The sequence below is a fragment of the Acidovorax sp. GW101-11A03 genome (assembly GCF_059424825.1).
Window position 1 is genome coordinate 33,549 of sequence record NZ_JBWKZU010000013.1, and the last position, 16,816, is coordinate 50,364.

Annotated in this window: 11 protein-coding genes; 2 read left to right on the forward strand and 9 right to left on the reverse strand. The window is 66.5% G+C overall.

Going from position 1 to position 16,816, the window contains the following annotated elements; all coding sequences use genetic code 11:
• Window positions 1–176: 176 nt before the first annotated feature.
• From AC07Z7_RS07900 to nirB, 7 genes are all read right to left on the reverse strand, one after another.
• The gene (locus AC07Z7_RS07900) at window positions 177–881 is read right to left on the reverse strand and encodes a methyl-accepting chemotaxis protein (RefSeq protein WP_494765922.1); all 705 of its coding nucleotides are present in this window, start codon (window positions 879–881) and stop codon (window positions 177–179) included.
• Window positions 882–1,133: 252 nt separating this feature from the next.
• A complete protein-coding gene (gene cobA, locus AC07Z7_RS07905; protein ID WP_494765923.1) occupies window positions 1,134–1,967 on the reverse strand; it encodes a uroporphyrinogen-III C-methyltransferase in 834 nt (277 codons plus the stop codon).
• Entirely contained in the window at window positions 1,964–2,887 is a 924-nt protein-coding gene (gene ybiB, locus AC07Z7_RS07910) for a DNA-binding protein YbiB (protein ID WP_094287005.1), read from the reverse strand. Before ybiB ends, cobA begins: the two co-directional genes overlap by 4 nt.
• Before the next feature lie 168 nt (window positions 2,888–3,055).
• Window positions 3,056–5,893, reverse strand: a complete 2,838-nt coding sequence (locus AC07Z7_RS07915; protein ID WP_494765924.1) for a nitrate reductase — start codon at window positions 5,891–5,893, stop codon at window positions 3,056–3,058.
• A 117-nt stretch (window positions 5,894–6,010) separates the two neighbouring features.
• Window positions 6,011–6,412, reverse strand: coding sequence for a nitrite reductase small subunit NirD (gene nirD, locus AC07Z7_RS07920; protein ID WP_494765925.1), 402 nt, complete (start codon window positions 6,410–6,412; stop codon window positions 6,011–6,013).
• 57 nt (window positions 6,413–6,469) lie between these two features.
• The gene (locus AC07Z7_RS07925) at window positions 6,470–7,282 is read right to left on the reverse strand and encodes a type IV pili methyl-accepting chemotaxis transducer N-terminal domain-containing protein (protein ID WP_494765926.1); all 813 of its coding nucleotides are present in this window, start codon (window positions 7,280–7,282) and stop codon (window positions 6,470–6,472) included.
• Window positions 7,283–7,302: 20 nt separating this feature from the next.
• The gene (gene nirB / locus AC07Z7_RS07930) at window positions 7,303–9,747 is read right to left on the reverse strand and encodes a nitrite reductase large subunit NirB (RefSeq protein WP_494765927.1); all 2,445 of its coding nucleotides are present in this window, start codon (window positions 9,745–9,747) and stop codon (window positions 7,303–7,305) included.
• Between the two features lie 320 nt (window positions 9,748–10,067).
• Between nirB and AC07Z7_RS07935 the strand changes: the two genes are divergently transcribed.
• On the forward strand, window positions 10,068–11,828 hold the full coding sequence (locus AC07Z7_RS07935) for a bifunctional protein-serine/threonine kinase/phosphatase (protein WP_094287013.1): 1,761 nt from the start codon (window positions 10,068–10,070) through the stop codon (window positions 11,826–11,828).
• A gap of 276 nt (window positions 11,829–12,104) precedes the next feature.
• Here AC07Z7_RS07935 and AC07Z7_RS07940 read toward each other — a convergent pair whose 3' ends face one another.
• Window positions 12,105–13,319 carry an MFS transporter gene (locus AC07Z7_RS07940; protein ID WP_252658495.1) on the reverse strand — a complete coding sequence of 405 codons (1,215 nt, stop codon included), beginning with the start codon at window positions 13,317–13,319 and terminating at the stop codon, window positions 12,105–12,107.
• A gap of 497 nt (window positions 13,320–13,816) precedes the next feature.
• Between AC07Z7_RS07940 and AC07Z7_RS07945 the strand changes: the two genes are divergently transcribed.
• Complete coding sequence (locus tag AC07Z7_RS07945) at window positions 13,817–15,478, forward strand: methyl-accepting chemotaxis protein (protein ID WP_252658494.1); 1,662 nt, start codon at window positions 13,817–13,819, stop codon at window positions 15,476–15,478.
• A 223-nt stretch (window positions 15,479–15,701) separates the two neighbouring features.
• On the opposite strand, the gene gntR is transcribed toward AC07Z7_RS07945, so the two are convergent.
• Window positions 15,702–16,727, reverse strand: a complete 1,026-nt coding sequence (gene gntR / locus AC07Z7_RS07950; protein WP_494765928.1) for an HTH-type transcriptional regulator GntR — start codon at window positions 16,725–16,727, stop codon at window positions 15,702–15,704.
• Window positions 16,728–16,816: the final 89 nt, after the last annotated feature.

The following is a 16,816-nucleotide window of genomic DNA, read 5'->3' on the forward strand; positions in this document are numbered from 1 at the left end:
CTTCCTGAATGGGCCACGCACGCGGTGTGGGGCCAAGGGGGCATCTCGTGGACACCGATGTTTTCAGGAATGATAGGTGGCGCCTGCAGCGAAACTGCAGTGGTTTGCCTCCTGCTTGTAAGCGCATGTGAGCGACGGGCCACCGCGTGGGATCGCGTGGCCTGGTGATCGGGGCATCAAGCCCCTGCGCGGCTGCGCCCAGCCAGCGACACCGCCTGCAGTGACAGGCCATCGATCTCGTTGGTGATGCCGGATAGCACATTCGCCACCACGGCAAACTCGCGGCCGTGCTGGCCTGCGCGGGCGGCCATCACCTGGGCGTTGAAGCTGACCACCTTGGCCTCGCGGGCCACGGTCTGGATCGAGGCCACGATGCCCGCCAGCTCTTTCATCAAGGTTTCGGACTGGGCCTTGCTCACCTGGTCAAACGCCGTGGTGGCGGTGTTGAGGGCGTCGAGCACGCCGTCGGTGGTTTCCACGAGGCGGGCCAGTGCATCTTCCACGCGCGGGCTTTGGCGCTCGGCCAGGTCCAGGGCCGTGCCCACCTGCTGTGCAAACGCATCGATGGTGGCACCCACGCCCTGGGGGCCATGGTAGGCCTTGCGGATGATCTCTGCGCTGGTGGCATCAAGGTGGTGCGGCGTGTCCAACAGCCGCGCCTGGCTGTCGGTGAACAGGGTGAGCGAGCTGCGGGCCGCTTTCAGGTGCAGGTCACTGCCGCGTGCGGCCAGAACGGTTTGCAACACCATGCGCTGCGACAGCATGCGCTGACGTGCCGCGATGTTGACGAGTGACATGCCCGCGTCGCGCGAGGGAGCCTGTGTGGAAGACGACAGCGTAGGCATGCTGGAGGTGCGTGCGGAGAGGGGAAAGGCTGCCATGGTGTTCCTTGTGCGGGTTGCATTCAGATACGTTCTTTCAAGCAATACCCGGGCCAAGATGTGCGGTTGGGATGACCCAATGCGGTGCTGTCAATGTGGCTCTGTGTGGGGGCGTGATGTCTGTGCAAACATGCATGCGCGATGTGCCTGGGTGTGCATCGGCGCGCGCTGCATCGCGATGGCGCGCGACCCGGCACCGCCCTGCGCAGAACGCAGGCGGGCCGATGGAAAGATGAGGATGGCGGTGCCTGCTCAGCCCGCGCGCAGGGCCTGCAACGGCAATGCGCTGGCGTCTTGCACAGCCAATGCAACGCCCCGCACCACATCGCCCACCACGATCACCGAAGGGCTGGCCAGCCCCTCGCGCGTGATGGTGGCGTGTAACGTGCCCAGGGTGGTGACGGCGTGCCGCTGGTGCGGCAGGCTGGCGTGCTGGATGATGGCAACCGGTGTGTCTGCAGGCAGACCGGTGAGCAGTTCCTGCTCGATGGTGGCGGCCCCACTCACGCCCATGTAGATCACCAGCGTGAGCTTGGCGTCTCGCGCCGTGGCGGCCAGCTGGCGCCAGTCGGTGCCCGCGTCGCCGGGCTTGGCGTGGCCGGTGACAAACACCACGCCGTGGGCATGTTCTCGGTGCGTGAGCGGCGCGCCCAGCGAGGTCAGGCCCGCGAGCCCTGCGGTGATGCCGTTGATGACGGTGACCTGCACGCCAGCGGCACGCAGGTGCTCCACCTCTTCGCCACCCCGGCCGAAGATGAAGGGGTCGCCGCCCTTGAGCCGGACCACGTTTTCGCCTTCGTTCACGGCCATCAGCATCAGCTTTTCGATAAAGGCCTGGGGCGTGCTCTTGCAGCCGCCACGCTTGCCCACGTAGACGATGCGCGCCGTGGGCGATGCATGGGCCACGATGGCATCGCTCACCAGATCATCCACCAGCAGCACCGTGGCGGCCTGGATGGCTTTGAGAGCCTTGATCGTCAGCAGCTCCGGGTCACCCGGGCCTGCGCCCACCAGCGTGCAGCTGCCGCCGGTGCCCAGGTGCGGTTGGGCCGTGGGCGGTGTGGTGGAAGGCGTGGGGCGGCTCATGGGGATGTCTCCGAAGCAGTTTGATCAGCCAGCTGCAAGATATGTTCCACCTGTCGCTCGATGGCGGGGGGGATCGGCAACTCGCCCGCCAGAACGCGGCGCGTGTAGGTGGCCGTGGTGGCCACGTCGATCTCGGCGGGCAGGCCGGGCACCTCGCTGGCGGTGCCGGGTTGCTGTGCATCCAGCACTTGGTGCACGCCGCGCACAAAACCGTCGTAGCGGGGTGTGCGGCGCGGGTCGGTGGCCACCTCGCCCTCCAGCCCGCGCGAGAGCAGGGCGCTCATGCCCAGCGTGCGGAAGGTGGTTTGCAGCATTTCAAAATACTCGGGGTGTGTGTAGGCCGTGACAACCACCGAGGCGCCCGCGCAGGGGCTCATCAGCTTGACCACGCTGTGCCCCGGGTTGCGCAGGCCCACCACCTCGCGCACGGCCAGCAGGCGCGCCAGGCCCGCGTGCAGGTGCTGGGTGTGGATATGGCGCACGGTGCCGTTTGCTATCTTTTCAGGAGCTTTAAGCGCAGGCACATCCAGCGCCAGAAGCACATCCGAAGCCAGAACCCGCCGCGCCTCGGTGCGCATGCCATGCAGCAGCACGGGCAGGCCTTCGCGCGCCAGCAGCAGCGCCAGCAACGGGGTCAGCACCGGCAACTTGCGCGCGCCGTTGTAGCTGGGCAGCACGATGAGCGGGCGGTCGGTGGCAGGCAGCGGTGCCAGGCGGCTGTGCGTGGCGTCCAGAAAACCGCACATCTCCTCGGACGTCTCGCCCTTGATGCGCATGGCCAGGCAGAAGGCGCCGATCTCCAGGTCGCTCACCTGCCCGTCCAGCACCTGGCCGAACAGGTCGGTGGCCTGCTCGCGCGACAGCGGCTTGGCGCCGCGCGCGCCGCGCCCAATCTCTTTGATGTACTGACTGATGCCCATGGTTCTTGGTGGCGGGACTTGTGAAACAGGGCTTCAGCGTCGTTGTTTCGGCTTGCCGTACAGGCGTACTGTCTGCGCCGAAAGCGCCTAACTGCAGCCCTGTTGCACAAGTCCTTGTGGGGTTTGTAGGTATGAGGGCTATTTTCCTGCAAGCAAGACAACTTTTGGTTATATGACGGCCTGCGCCATGGGCTTGGTCGCCAGCGGCCCCGTGGCCCGCACCATGCGTTTCAGCTCTGGCAGGCACGATCCGCAGTTGGTGCCGCAACGCAGCTTGCCTTGCAGCTGCGCCAGCCGGTCATCGTCGGTGCCGTGGCAGTGCGCCAGTTCGGCGGTGATGGCCGCGTCCGTCACGTTGAAGCAGGTGCACACCGACTTGCCGCGCGACTGCACGGCCACGGGCGCCTTGGCGCTAGGCACCAGCAGCAGGCGGCCGTAGGTTTGGGCGGGCAGTTCTTCCTGCAGCAGGGTCTTGAGCCAGCCTTCGGCGCTGGTGTCGCCCGCGAGCACGATGCCTTCGAGCGTGGTGGTGTCCCCATGGCGAGCCAGCCGCGCGGCGCGGCGTTGGCCGCGTTTTTTGTCGGCATAGCGCAGCGTGTCGGCGCCAGTCAGGCCCATCAGGGATTCGATGCGCTCCACGGTGGCGTCGGGCGGTGCCTCGTGCGCAGCGGCGCGCAGCAGCACACCCACGCGCTCGCGGCCCGGTTCGCTCAACGGCGTGTTGTTGCTGAAGGGCACACAGCTGGCAAACGGGAACTGCGCCATCAGCGCAGACAGCGCCTCGCGAGTGGCCTGGGCGCTGTCGGCGGGCAACCAGGCCATGGCCAGCAGCGTCCAGGGCAGCTCGGCCTTGAGCACCTTGACGGCCGCGTGCTTGAGTTCGGGTTGCTTGGACGTGGGGCAGTAGGCTGACGTGGTGAGCGTGTTCACGCCCGCCAGCCGCTCGCCGGTGGACGAGCAGCCGCTCAAGAATTCGCTGCCCCAGTGCATGGCCATGAAGGCCTGCGACAGGCCCACCGTGGTGTCGGCCTGCGCGGGCACCACGATGGTGCCGCGCTTGCTCGTCACATAGACCAGGTCGCCGTTTTTCAGGCCGCGCCGCTCCATGTCCTGCGGGTGCAGCTGCACGCTGGGCTCGGCCACGTGGCCGAAGAGGCGGCCCAGGGTGCCGGTGCGGGTCATGCCGTGCCACTGGTCGCGCAGGCGGCCCGTGGTCAGGCTGAAGGGGTAACGCGATTCGCGCTGCTCGGCTGTAGGTTGCCATGCGTGCGCGGCAAAACGGGCGCGGCCATCGGCGGTGGGGAAGATGCCGTCTTCGTACAGGCGGGCCTTGCCCGTGGTGGATCCCTCAGGCAATGGCCACTGTTGGGGGCCTGCAGATTCGAGCATGTCCCACGACAGACCGGTGATGTCCAGGTCGCGCCCTCGGGTGCTCTCGCGGTGCTCATTCCACACAGTTTCGGCGCCTTGGTCGGCGTCGTCAGTGGTGTAGGGGAACAGCGTGGGCTGGCCGGGGCGTAGGCGGGCCTCCAGCTGGTGTGCAAACTGCACCGCAATGGCCCAGTCGTGGCGGGCCTCGCCGGGGGTGGGCACGGCAGTGCGCACGCGGGAGATGCGGCGTTCGCTGTTGGTCACGGTGCCGGTTTTTTCGCCCCAGGTGGTGGCGGGCAGCAGCAGGTCGGCATAGGCGCAGGTGGCGGCGGTGGCAAAGGCCTCCTGCACCACCACAAACTCGGCGCGCTGCAGTGCGCGGCGCACGGTGGCCTGGTCGGGCATGCTTTGCGCGGGGTTGGTGCAGGCAATCCACAGCGCCTTGATCTCGCCGTCGGCGGCAGCCTGGAACATCTCCACGGCCGTCTTGCCAGGTTTGGATGGCACATCGGCCACGCCCCAGAGCGCAGCTACTTCGGCGCGGTGCTGCGGGTTGGCCAGGTCGCGGTGGGCGCTGAGCAGATTGGCCAGGCCACCCACTTCGCGCCCGCCCATGGCGTTGGGCTGGCCGGTCAGGCTGAACGGGCCCGCGCCGGGCTTGCCGATCTGTGCGGTGGCCAGGTGCAGGTTGATGAGCGCTGCGTTCTTGGCCGTGCCGCTGCTGCTCTGGTTCAGGCCCTGGCAGTACAGGCTGAGCGTGGCTTTGGACTGCGCAAACCATTTCGCGGCGGTGTTCAGATCGGCCACCGAAATTCCACAGATCTGCGCCACGCGTTCGGGTGTGTAGTCGCGCACCAGGGCCTTGAGCTCGTCAAAGCCCGTGGTGTGCGCGGCGATGTATTCGGCGTTGGTCCAGCCCTCCCACAGCATCAGGTGCAGCATGCCGTTGAACAGCATCACGTCGCTGCCAGGCTGGATGGGCAAAAACAGGTCAGCCATGCCGGCCGTGTCGGTGCGGCGCGGGTCGGCCACGATGACCTTCATGCCGGGATTGGCGGCGCGTGCGTCTTCAATGCGGCGAAACAAGATGGGGTGCGCCCAGGCCGCGTTGCTGCCCACAATGAACAGGCACTGCGCGTGTTTCACATCGTCGTAGCAGGCGGGTGGCGCGTCAGCGCCCAGGGTCTGCTTGTAGCCCGCCACCGCGCTGCTCATGCACAGGCGCGAATTGGTGTCGATGTTGTTGGTGCCGATCAGGCCCTTGGCGAGTTTGTTGAAGACGTAGTAGTCCTCGGTGAGCAGCTGGCCGCTCACGTAAAAGCCCACGGCGTCGGGGCCGTGCTGCTGGATGATGCTGGCAAACTGGTCAGTGGCCAGACCCAGGGCGGCGTCCCACGACAGCGACTGGGGTGCATCCGCGCGGTGCGCGCGGCGCTGGGGCTGCAGCAGCCGGGTCTGCAGCGTGATGGGGCTGCTGGCCGTGAGGTGCAGGGTCGAGCCCTTGGTGCACAGGCGGCCAAAGTTGGCGGGGTGGTTCGGGTCGCCGCGCACGCCGGTGATCTGGGGGCCGTTGCTTTCGATGATCACGCCGCAGCCTACGCCGCAGTAGGGGCAGGTGGATTTGGTTTCTTGCATGGCGAGGGGCCTGGATTTGTGATCTTTTTTGGGTGCTTACGCGCGTCTATAAAGCGCTTATTGCTATGTAATTTATAGCATTTTGGTGCTGGCGGCCTGTGGTGCGGCCACGGCGTTTCATGCCGTGGCGGTGCGCCGCGCTGGCCCTGCAATGGGGCGGGCGAGGTCGGTGGCCAGCGTGGCCAGTTCATGGCTGTCCAGGTACACCGCGCCGTTCTCCACCTTCACCGCAAACTTCGGCGTGCAGCCCTCGTCGGGGGCGGATGCCTGTCCGTCGCACAGGCCGATGGTCCAGTTGTGCAGGGGGCAGGCCACCTGTGTGCCAAACACGATGCCTTGCGACAGCGGGCCGCCCTTGTGGGGGCAGCGGTCCAGCAACGCAAACACGCCGCCCGCATCGTTGCGGAACACCGCCACATCCAGCCCCAGCGGGCGCGCCACGCGGCGTGCGCCCAGCACGGGGATGTCTTCCACGCTGCAGATCAGCTTCCAGTCGGGGGTGGGGTGGTTCGTGGTCATGGGGTGGTCTAGGGGGATGTTTTTGTGGTGGTGTGGGGCGGACGTGGTAGCCGGTGCTCAGGTGCCGAGCGCGGCATACATGCCCGTCACGCGGTCCATGCTGGCCAGCAGGTTCTCGCTGCTCACGAACACTTCGGACACCTGGCGGAAGGTGTTGCTGGCGTTGCCCAGCCGCTGCAGGGCCGCGTCGAAGAACACCCACTGGCTGTCGGCCAGCAGCAGCTCCTGGCGGATGCGCACGGTAGCCTGTGAGGCGTTGCGCAGCAACTCGGTGGCCTTCAGGAATTCGTCGCGCGCCTTGGCGATCTCGGTCGTGGCGGCGGCCGTGTCCACGCCGAGCATGGCCGACAGGCAGAACTTGGCCATGCGCTGGCTCAGCATGCGCTGGCGCCCGGCCACGTTCACCAGGTGGCCCACGGGCTTGCCCAGTGCGGCTTCGTATTGCGAAGTGCCCTGGTGGGCCAGGGCCAGCACCTTGGCGTCGGCTTGCAGCAGCGCGGCCACGCCGTCGCGCGAGGGCGTGGTGCCCATCAGCGTGGCCTTGTGGTCGGCCCAGGCGCCTTCGAGTTTTACGTAGGTGTCGCGGATGGCAGGCGAGGGCGCAAAGGCCTTCAATTCTCCCAACTGGCGCTCGAACAGCGCCAGGGACTGCTCCAGCACGGCGCGTGCCGCCGGGGTGTCGGACTTGTGGGCCAGGGCCAGCCAGGCCTTGCCCATGCGCTGGCTCAGCATGCGCTGGCGCCCGGCCTTGTTGATGGCGTCGTTCAGGTCGGCCACCTCGGCCTGGGCTTTGCCCCCAGGCACCAGAAGGCCCAGGGCGCCCCAGGCCGTGGTGTAGCCCGCAGAGGTCAGAAGGGTACGGCGTTGCATGGTGGGCTCCTTCTTTCCGATCAGGCGCCCAGGGGCGCAAACTGGCGCGTGTCCACGGCCGCCTTGTCAAATTCAAACCAGGGGTCGGGCTCGCCATCCAGCGCAAACTGCAACTGCTCCCACAGCGCCCTGCGGCCTGCGTGGTCTTCCAGAATGCGTTTCTTCACGTAGTCCAGGCCCACGCGGCTCACGTAGTGCACGGTGCGCTCCAGGTACCAGCCCTCCTGGCGGTACAGCTCGCAGAACGCGCCGGTGTACTCCAGCACTTCCTCGGCGGTTTTCAGCTTGGTGAAGAAATGCGCCACCTCGGTCTTGATGCCACCGTTGCCAGCCACATACATCTCCCAGCCGCTGTCCACACCGATGATGCCCACGTCCTTGATGCCCGCCTCGGCGCAGTTGCGCGGGCAGCCGCTCACGGCAAACTTGACCTTGTGCGGTGCGTACATGCGCCACATGGCGCGCTCCAGATCCTTGCCCATCTGCGTGCTGTCCTGCGTGCCCATGCGGCACCACTCGCTGCCCACGCAGGTCTTCACGGTGCGCAGCGCCTTGGCATAGGCATGGCCGCTGGGCATGCCGATGTCACGCCACACATTGACCAGGTCTTCCTTCTTTACGCCCAGCAGGTCGATGCGCTGGCCGCCTGTGACCTTGACGGTGGGGATCTTGTACTTGTCCACCGCATCGGCAATGCGGCGCAGCTCATCGGCCGTGGTCTCGCCGCCCCACATGCGGGGGATCACGCTGTAGGTGCCGTCTTTCTGGATGTTGGCGTGGCTGCGCTCGTTGATGAAGCGGCTCTGCGGGTCGTCCTTGGCCTCTTTGGGCCAGGTGCTGATGAGGTAGTAGTTCACCGCCGGGCGGCAGGTGGCACAACCATTGGGTGTCTTCCATTCCATGAACTTGAACACGTCGGAGATGGTCACCAGCTTGCTGCTGCGGATCGCGTCGCGCACCGCCTGGTGGCCGTGGTCGGTGCAGCCGCACATGGCCTTGGTCTTGGGCGTGGCGCTGTAGTCGCCACCGGCGGTGAACATGATGATCTGCTCCACCAGCCCGGTGCACGAGCCACAGCTCGCGCTGGCTTTGGTGTGCTTGCGCACCTCGTCCAGTGTGAACAGGCCCTTGTCCTTGATGGCCTTGCAGATGGCGCCCTTGGTCACGCCGTTGCAGCCGCACACCTCGTCGCTGTCCTGCATCGCGGCAGCCTTGCTCTGGCCATGGTGGCCTGTGTCGCCCAGGTGCGATTCGCCAAACATCAGCTTGTCGCGGATGTCGCTCACGCTGCGGCCGTCGCGCAGCAGCTTGAAGTACCAGCTGCCGTCCACCGTGTCGCCATACAGGCAGGCGCCCACCAGCTTGTCGTCTTTGATGACGAGCTTTTTGTACACACCGCCGAAGGGGTCGCTCATCACGATCTCCTCGGTGTCGTCTCCTCCTTGAAAGTCTCCGGCCGAGAACAGGTCGATGCCCGTCACCTTGAGCTTGGTGGACGTGAGCGAGCCCTGGTAGCGACCGATGCCGAACTCCGCCAGATGGTTGGCCAGCACCTTGCCCTGCTCGAACAGCGGGGCCACCAGCCCATAGGCGATGCCCCGGTGTGCGGCGCATTCGCCCACGGCGTAGATGCGCGCGTCGGTGGTGGTCTGCAGCGTGTCGCTCACGACAATGCCGCGGTTCACATGCAAGCGCATCTTCTCGGCCAAAGCCGTGTTGGGGCGGATGCCCACGGCCATCACCACCAGGTCGGCGGGCACCTCGGTGCCGTCCTTGAACTTGACGCTGGCCACGCGGCCTTCGGCGTTGCCCACCAGTTCCTGGGTTTGCGCACCCATCAAGAAGCGCATGCCACGGTCTTCCAGCGACTTCTGCAGCATCTTGCCCGCCACGTCATCCAGCTGGCGCTCCATCAGCGAGGGCATCACGTGCACCACGCTCACGGTCATGCCGCGCTTCATGAGGCCGTTCGCGGCCTCCAGGCCCAGCAGGCCGCCGCCGATGACCACTGCGTGCTTGTAGGTGGCGGCGGCGTCGATCATGGCCTGCGTGTCGGCAATGTCGCGGTAGGCCAGCACGCCTTTCAGGTCCTTGCCGGGGATGGGCAGGATGAAGGGGTTGGAGCCGGTGGCGAGGATGAGGCGGTCGTATTCGGCGCTGATCACCGTGCCGTCGCTGCTGGTGGCGCTGACCACGCGGCGCACGCGGTCCACGTCGGTCACTGTGAAGCCGGTGTGCAGCGTGATGTGGTTGTCGGCATACCAGGACCAGTCGTTCAGGATGATCTCGTCGATGGTCTGCTCGCCCGCCAGCACGGGGGACAGCAGAATGCGGTTGTAGTTGGGGTGGGGCTCGGCACCGAACACCGTGATGTCATACAGATCGGGGGCGATCTTGAGCAGCTCTTCCAGCGTGCGCACACCGGCCATGCCGTTTCCCACCATCACCAGTTTGAGCTTTTTCATCATGACTCCATCGGTTCCATCGCCGGAGCGATGCGCAAAACAAAAAAGGCGTCCACACGATGCTGCTTCGAGGTCTCGAAACCGCATGTGGGGACGCCTTCGTCCGTACAACTCCTCCGTGCGCCTTTGCACTGCTGAATTGCGTGGGCCTGCCTGGCCCTTGCCCCTGTTAAGCAATGGCCGTGCCAGATTTTTTGCACTGAACTGGGGTGAACCAGGAGGGTGTTCCGGGGCGAGGGCCGTCCAAGGCGCAGGGTGGTGCGGACGGCCACGCCCCGGCATGCACCACCTTGGGCACAGAACCTGCGTGGAGCTGGTGCATGAGCTTTGAACTGGATGTGGGCCAGGTCTCGCTGGCCGGCCGCAATGAGGTGAACGAGGACTTTGCCGCCCTGGTGGTGGGGCAGGGGCGCGACCGCGAGCGCGGCGCCATTGCCGCCATCGCCGATGGCGTGAGCACGGGCGGCAAGGGCCGCGAGGCCGCCCAGACCACGGTGAGCACCCTGGTGGGCGACTACTTCGCCACCCCCGAGACCTGGGACACCACCGTGGCGCTGGACCGCATCCTGAATGCCCACAACGGCTGGCTCGCCTCCATGAACCGGCGCCGCCAGCCCGCCGTGGGGCTGACCACGCTCACGGCGCTGGTGCTGCGCGGCCAGTCGTACACGCTGGCCCATGTGGGCGACACCCGCGCCTACCTGCTGCGCGGCGGGCGGCTGCAGCTGCTCACGGCCGACCATGTGATGGCGCAGCGCGACTTTGCGCACCAGCTCACCCGCGCCATGGGGCTCGACGACCATGTGGTGGTGGACTACAGCCAGGGCGAGCTGCACAGCGGCGACCTGTTTGTGCTGCTGTCCGACGGCGTGCACGGCAGTCTGCCCGAGCGCGAGCTGCGGCAGCTGCTGCGCCAGGAGGGCGTGGCGGCCCAGGCACTCAGCGACGAGCTGGTGCAGGCCGCGCTGCGCCGGGGCAGCAGCGACAACGTGACCGCGCTGGTGGTGCGGGTGCAGGGCGCGCTGGAGGCCACGCTGCAGGACGAATCCCGCCGTGCACAGGACCTGCCCGTGCTGCCCTTGCTCAAGGTGGGCGATACCGTGGACGGCCTCACGGTCACGGCCATCGTGGCCGACAACGGCATTCACCGGCTGTACCAGGTGCGCGACGGCGCCACGCAGCGCCTGTATGCCCTCAAGACCCTGCTGCCCACGCGCGCCCACGATGCCGAGGAGCGCGCCACGCTCGCGCACGAGGCCTGGGTGGCGCGGCGCATGCAGTCCGGCCACGCCGCCGCCCATCTGGCGTGGCTCCACACCTGGCCCGCCGATGACGGGCGAGGCGGACCGGGCGCCAGCGCGTTCTACCTGCTGTACGACTGGCACGCGGGCGAAACCCTGGGCCAGCGCCTGCGCAGCCGCCAGCATCTGCCCATACCGCAAGCCGTGTCGGTGGTGGTGCAGGCCGCGCGCGTGCTGGGCTGGCTGCACCGCCAGGGGGTGGTGCACCGCGACATCAAGCCCGACAACCTGCACCTGGGCGATGACGGCGTACTGCGCGTGCTGGACCTGGGCGTGGCCCTGTCCGGCCGCGAGCCCGAGGCCACGCGCCAGCTGCACGCGGGCACACCCAGCTACATGAACCCCGAGCAATGGCCCGGCTACGAAAAAAGCGGCGACACCGAAGGGCAGTTGCCCGACGCGCGCAGCGACCTGTTTGCGCTGGGCGTCACGCTCTACCAGCTGCTGAGCCACGGCCGCCTGCCCTATGGCGAGGTGGTGCAGTACCAACTGGGCCGCTACCACCGCGACCCGCTGCCCCCCAGCCGCCACAACCCCGGCGTGCCCATCTGGCTGGACCAGATTGCCCTGAAGGCCGTGGCCCGCAGCCGCGCTCAGCGCTTCGAGACCGCCGAGGAACTGCTGCTGGCGCTGGAGCGCGGCGCATCCCGCCCCCTGTCAGCCCCCGGCCCGCAGCCGCTGATGCAGCGTGACGCCACAGCCCTGTGGAAGATCGCGCTGGCGGTGAGCGTGCTGGTGAATCTGCTGCTGATTTATTGGCTGTTGTTTTTGCCGAGGTAAGGGTGGGGCGTTGGAGTTACTCCTAAAAGAATAGCTGCGTGCGCTTGCTGGATAGGCGCAGAGGCCATTTTTCCTCTTGAAAATCGACCCACCGTTCGGGCTGAGCTCGTCGAAGCCTGGCACCTGGCTTCGACAGGCTCAGCCCGAACGGTTGGGGGATGCGAAAGATGGAAAGGCGCTGTGCGCCTTAACGGCTGCGCCGGTCATGCGCTGCGCGCACGTCCACCTTTCTAGTGAAAGCGCGGGCAATGCTGCGCATTGGCTGGCTGCGCCAGCTCAGGCACTGCGTGCCCGACCGCCCTTTTCCGCCCATGTGCGCGTCCAGCGGATCTGCATCACGCGCAACAGCACCAGCATGGCCAGCGCGCACACCGCAATGCCCACAAAGCCCCACAGGTAGGTGCCGGTGTACTGGCGCGAGAGGCCCATGCCGCTCGGGATCAGGCCGCCGCCCAGGGCGCCGATCTCGCCAATCATCGAACCCGCCACTGCCGTGGTCAGCGGCCAGCGCAGGGGCACCAGCTGGAACAGCGCGCCATTGCCCGCGCCCAGCGCCGCAAAACACACCAGGAACAGCAGCATGGTGATGGGCAGCGAGTTCTCGGCCAGGCCACACAGCACCATGCTCACGGCCGTGATGGCCAGCACGGCCGTGAGCGTGTTCACGCCGCCCCAGTGGTCCGACAGCCAGCCGCCAAAGATGCGCAGCGCCGCGCCCAGAAAGGCCGCCAGCATGGTGAGCTGGCCTGCCTGCACCTTGCTCACGTTGAACTGGTCGTAAAAATAGCTGGGCAAGAAGGTGGTGAGGCCAATGAAGCCGCCAAAGGTCACGGCATAGATCAGGCTGAATGCCCAGCCGTCTTTTTCAAACAGGCAGGCGATGTGTTCGCGGAAGCTCGAATGGGCTGGCAGGTCCGAGGGCTCCTTGGCATACACCGCCATCACGATGGCGGGCACGGCCACGCTCAGCGCGGCAAAGCCGTACACAGCCTGCCAGCCGAACTTCTGGGCCAGCGCCGGGGCCAGCAGGGCCGCCACGGCGGTGCCCACGTTGCCCGCGCCCACGATGCCCATGGCCAGGCCCTTGTAGCGCGGCGGGAACGAGCCCGAGCCCAGCGACAGCGCCACGCCAAAACTGGCTCCGGCCACGCCGAGCAGGATGCCCATGGCCAGCAGGTCGCCGTAGTCGTGCACAAACAGGTAGCCATAGCCCATGGCCACAAAAATGCCCGCCATCTCGACCAGCGTGGCGTTCTTGCGCCCGATGTACTGCGCCAGGATGCCCAGCGGAAAGCGCATGAGCGCACCGGCAAAGATGGGGATGGACAGCATCATGCCCATCTGTGTGGGCGTGAGCTGGAAGCTGTCGCGGATGAACGGCGCCATGGCACCGTTGATCACCCAGACAGCGCACGAGAAGCCGAAGTAGAGGAAGGACGACCACAGCGTGGGGGCGTGGCCGGACTTGAGGAACTCGCGGAATTGAAGCATGGCGATCGTGCGCAGTTCGCGCGCAAGAAGGAGATAGGGAAGGCTGGAGGCTGCGCCTCAGCCGGGGCAAAAAACAAAAAGGCGCCTGCATGGATCGCGCAGGCCTTGTGGCCAGGTTGCATTCCATGAAGACGCCATCGTCCTGTTCGCCCAATCCGCCATTGCACCGGGCTGATACACGGCCAGCGTTGGCCGCACCAATCTGCAAGCAATGCCTATGCCAGCCAGGGTGCTCCGAAGGCTTGATTAAAAAATAGCCATTACCGCGCGTCCATATTTAGTTTGTAGCTATAAAAATATGAGCGTTTGGGAGTGGGGTTGCCACGCTTTGGGGCAAAGTGTTGGATGAATGCACCATTTTGGTGAATCTGCAGCACGCAGCGATTTATTTGTTTGAGAAACAAATTTTTCACCATAGGATGAACCCGACTTTTCCGAGGCTTTTTTCAGTTCAGTTTTTTTCTGGGGTGACAAGGTTTTCCATAAGGAGGGGTTTCATGCGCGTCAATCTGCCCGTCAGCACGCACGAATATGCGTTTCCCAAAGGCCAGACTCTGGTGTCCACCACCGATCTCAAGGGCCGCATCCTGTACTGCAACCCGATGTTCATCGAGGTCAGCGGCTACGAAAAAGAAGAACTCCTGGGCCAGCCCCACAACATGATCCGGCACCCGGACATGCCCGAAGAGGCCTTCCGCGACATGTGGGAGACCATCGCCAAAGGCATCCCCTGGTCGGCACCGGTCAAGAACCGGCGCAAGGACGGCTCCTTCTACTGGGTGATGGCCAACGTCACGCCGCTCATGCAGGGTGACCAGCCCACGGGCTACATGTCGGTGCGCACCGAGGCCACGCGCGAGCAGATCCAGGCGGCCGATCAGCTCTACCGCACCATGCAGGCCGAAAAGCAGGCGGGCAAGCTGGTGCATGTGCTGCGCGGCGGGCAGCTGATCACCGACACCTTCATGGGCCGCCTGATGACGGCACTGCAGCCCGGGCCCCTGGGCAAGATCGCCCTGTGCACCCTGCTGCTGGTGCTGTTGTCGTGGGGAGCCGCTGCGCTGGGCGGGCATGCGATGACGCTGGGGGCGGGCGTGGCCTGGCTGGGCGTGGTGGTGGCCGCCATTGCCATGGCGGTGTACCTGCACCGGGTCACAGTGCTGCCCTTGCTGGAGATGCTGCGCTGGGCCAACCGCATGGCGGCGGGCGACCTCACGCAGAAGTTCTCGGCCACGCGCACCGACACCATGGGGCAGCTGCAAAAGGCGCTGGCGCAGCTCAACGTGAACCTGCTGTCCATCGTGCGGGATGCGCGCCAGGAAAGTGAGCACATGCAGCTCTCCACCCGCGAGATCGCGCAGGGCAACCAGGACCTCTCGTCCCGCACCGAGGCGCAGGCCAGCAACCTGCAGCAGACGGCGGCATCGATGGAAGAGATCACCGGCACCGTCAAGCAGACGGCAGAATCTGCCCGCCAGGCCACTGTGCTGGCCACGCAGGCCACCCAGGTCACCGAGCGCAGCAGCAGCGCGGTAGATGGCGTGGCCGACACCATGAAGCAGATTCAGACAGCGTCCAACCGCATCAGCGAGATCACGCAGCTGATTGATTCAATCGCGTTCCAGACCAATATCCTCGCGCTGAACGCTGCGGTGGAGGCGGCCCGTGCGGGCGAGCAGGGGCGCGGCTTTGCCGTGGTGGCATCGGAGGTGCGCAGCCTGTCGCACCGTACGCAGTCGGCCGCCAAGGAGATCCGCCAGCTCATCGACGACTCCGCCAACAAGGTGAGCGAGGGCCACGAGAAGACCGACGCCGCGCAGAAGACGATGGCGGAGTCGCTGGAGCTGGTGCGCCGCGTGAACACACTGATCGGCGAGATCCACAGCGCCTCGAACGAGCAACTCAGCGGCATCTCGCAGGTCAACTCTGCCGTGGCGCAGCTGGACACCATCACGCAGCAGAACGCGGCGCTGGTCGAGGAAAACGCCGCCTCGGCCATGCAGCTCAACGGCCAGGCCCAGACCATGACCGAGACCGTGCAGGTGTTCCGCATCGACGCCTCGGCGCCAGCGCAGGTGCGCGATGCGGTGGCGCTGCGCAAGGAGATGAAGGGCAGCCAGGGCGCGTCGTCGTCCAGCCGCGCCTTGGCGGCGGTGTGAGGCTGATTGATTGGCGTTCGACCCGGCAGAGTTGTTCAGGCAGGGCCTGTCGAAGCCTCGCGCGGCGCTTCGACAAGCCCAGCGTGAACGGTTCTGTTTTTTGGGATACCGGCCGGCATGAGTCGGCCCAGGTTTCCCGCCGTTCTTAAAAACAGGCGCGACGTCATCGCTTGGCCACGGGTGGCGCCCGCCTCGGGGGACGACGCGCAGCGGGTCAGGGGGCTTATGTACTCTTGCGCACCGTCAGCTCAAACCCCAGATCCACCGAGTTGTGCGCCGGCACCTCGCCGCGCATCAGCGCCAGCAGCATGCGCGCGCTGGCCTCGCCCACTGCGGAGCGGGGCGTGCGCACGGTGGTCAGCGGCGGCAGCATCTGGTCGCTGCCTGCCAGGTCGTTGAAGCCCGCAATCGCCACCTGGCCGGGCACCGACAGGCCCAGGCGCTGTGCGGCCAGCAGGCCGCCCTGGGCCAGGTCGTCGTTGCAGAAGAACACGGCATCCACGCCGGGGCGGGTGCGCAGCAGCTCCTCCAGCAGTTCGCCGCCCAGGCGCATGGACGAGGGCTGGGGGCTCAGCAGTTCCAGCTTGGGGTCGTAGCGGCCCGCTTCGCGCAGGCAGCGGCGGTAGCCTTCTGCGCGCTGCATGGTGCGCGGGTCCAGCTGGGCGGCCACGAAGGCAACGTTTTGATACCCGCGCGCCAGCAGGTGGGCCGTCATGCTGTGGCCCGCGTCCTGCTGCGAAAACCCCACGCAGAACACGCCAGGGGCCGGGGTCATTTCCATCAGGTGCACACAAGGCACGCCGCTGGCTGCGATCAGCTGGCGCGCGGCTTCGGTGCGGTCAAAGCCGGTGACGAGCAGGCCCGCCGGGCGGTGGGCGAGGTAGGTGCGCAGCAGCTGTTCTTCTTCCTGCGGGTCGTAGTGCGTCACGCCGATCAGGGCCTGGTAACCCTCGGGGAACAGCGTGCGGTGCACGGATTCGAGCACGTCCACAAACAGGGCGTTGGACAGCAGGGGCACCAGCACCGGCACCTGCACACTGCGCTGCGAGGCCAGCGCGCGGGCGGCGGGGTCGGGCACATAGCCCAGTTGCTGGGCTGCATCCTTGACCCGCTGCACCAGTTCTTGCGCCACGCCGCGCTCGCCGCGCAATGCGCGGGACGCCGTGATGGGGCTGACGCCCGCCGCCTTGGCCACGTCGCTCAGCGTGATGCGCCCGCTGGAGCGGCGCCGGGTCTCGGATTTGTTCAAGGGTTAACCCTCATGGGGATGGGTAATGATCTGGTTAGGATAGCGCTGTCCAAACGCCCGGGCAAGACAGCCAGCGTCTTTTTTGGCGC

What these genes read in the sequence shown, in the direction of transcription:
- ybiB (WP_094287005.1), bottom strand. Translation starts at nt 2,887, where the DNA reads ATGGGCATCAGTCAGTACATCAAAGAGATTGGGCGCGGCGCGCGCGGC.
- cobA (WP_494765923.1), bottom strand. Translation starts at nt 1,967, where the DNA reads ATGAGCCGCCCCACGCCTTCCACCACACCGCCCACGGCCCAACCGCAC.
- AC07Z7_RS07945 (WP_252658494.1), top strand. Translation starts at nt 13,817, where the DNA reads ATGCGCGTCAATCTGCCCGTCAGCACGCACGAATATGCGTTTCCCAAA.
- AC07Z7_RS07940 (WP_252658495.1), bottom strand. Translation starts at nt 13,319, where the DNA reads ATGCTTCAATTCCGCGAGTTCCTCAAGTCCGGCCACGCCCCCACGCTG.
- AC07Z7_RS07900 (WP_494765922.1), bottom strand. Translation starts at nt 881, where the DNA reads ATGGCAGCCTTTCCCCTCTCCGCACGCACCTCCAGCATGCCTACGCTG.
- AC07Z7_RS07915 (WP_494765924.1), bottom strand. Translation starts at nt 5,893, where the DNA reads ATGCAAGAAACCAAATCCACCTGCCCCTACTGCGGCGTAGGCTGCGGC.
- AC07Z7_RS07925 (WP_494765926.1), bottom strand. Translation starts at nt 7,282, where the DNA reads ATGCAACGCCGTACCCTTCTGACCTCTGCGGGCTACACCACGGCCTGG.
- nirB (WP_494765927.1), bottom strand. Translation starts at nt 9,747, where the DNA reads ATGAAAAAGCTCAAACTGGTGATGGTGGGAAACGGCATGGCCGGTGTG.
- AC07Z7_RS07935 (WP_094287013.1), top strand. Translation starts at nt 10,068, where the DNA reads ATGAGCTTTGAACTGGATGTGGGCCAGGTCTCGCTGGCCGGCCGCAAT.
- nirD (WP_494765925.1), bottom strand. Translation starts at nt 6,412, where the DNA reads ATGACCACGAACCACCCCACCCCCGACTGGAAGCTGATCTGCAGCGTG.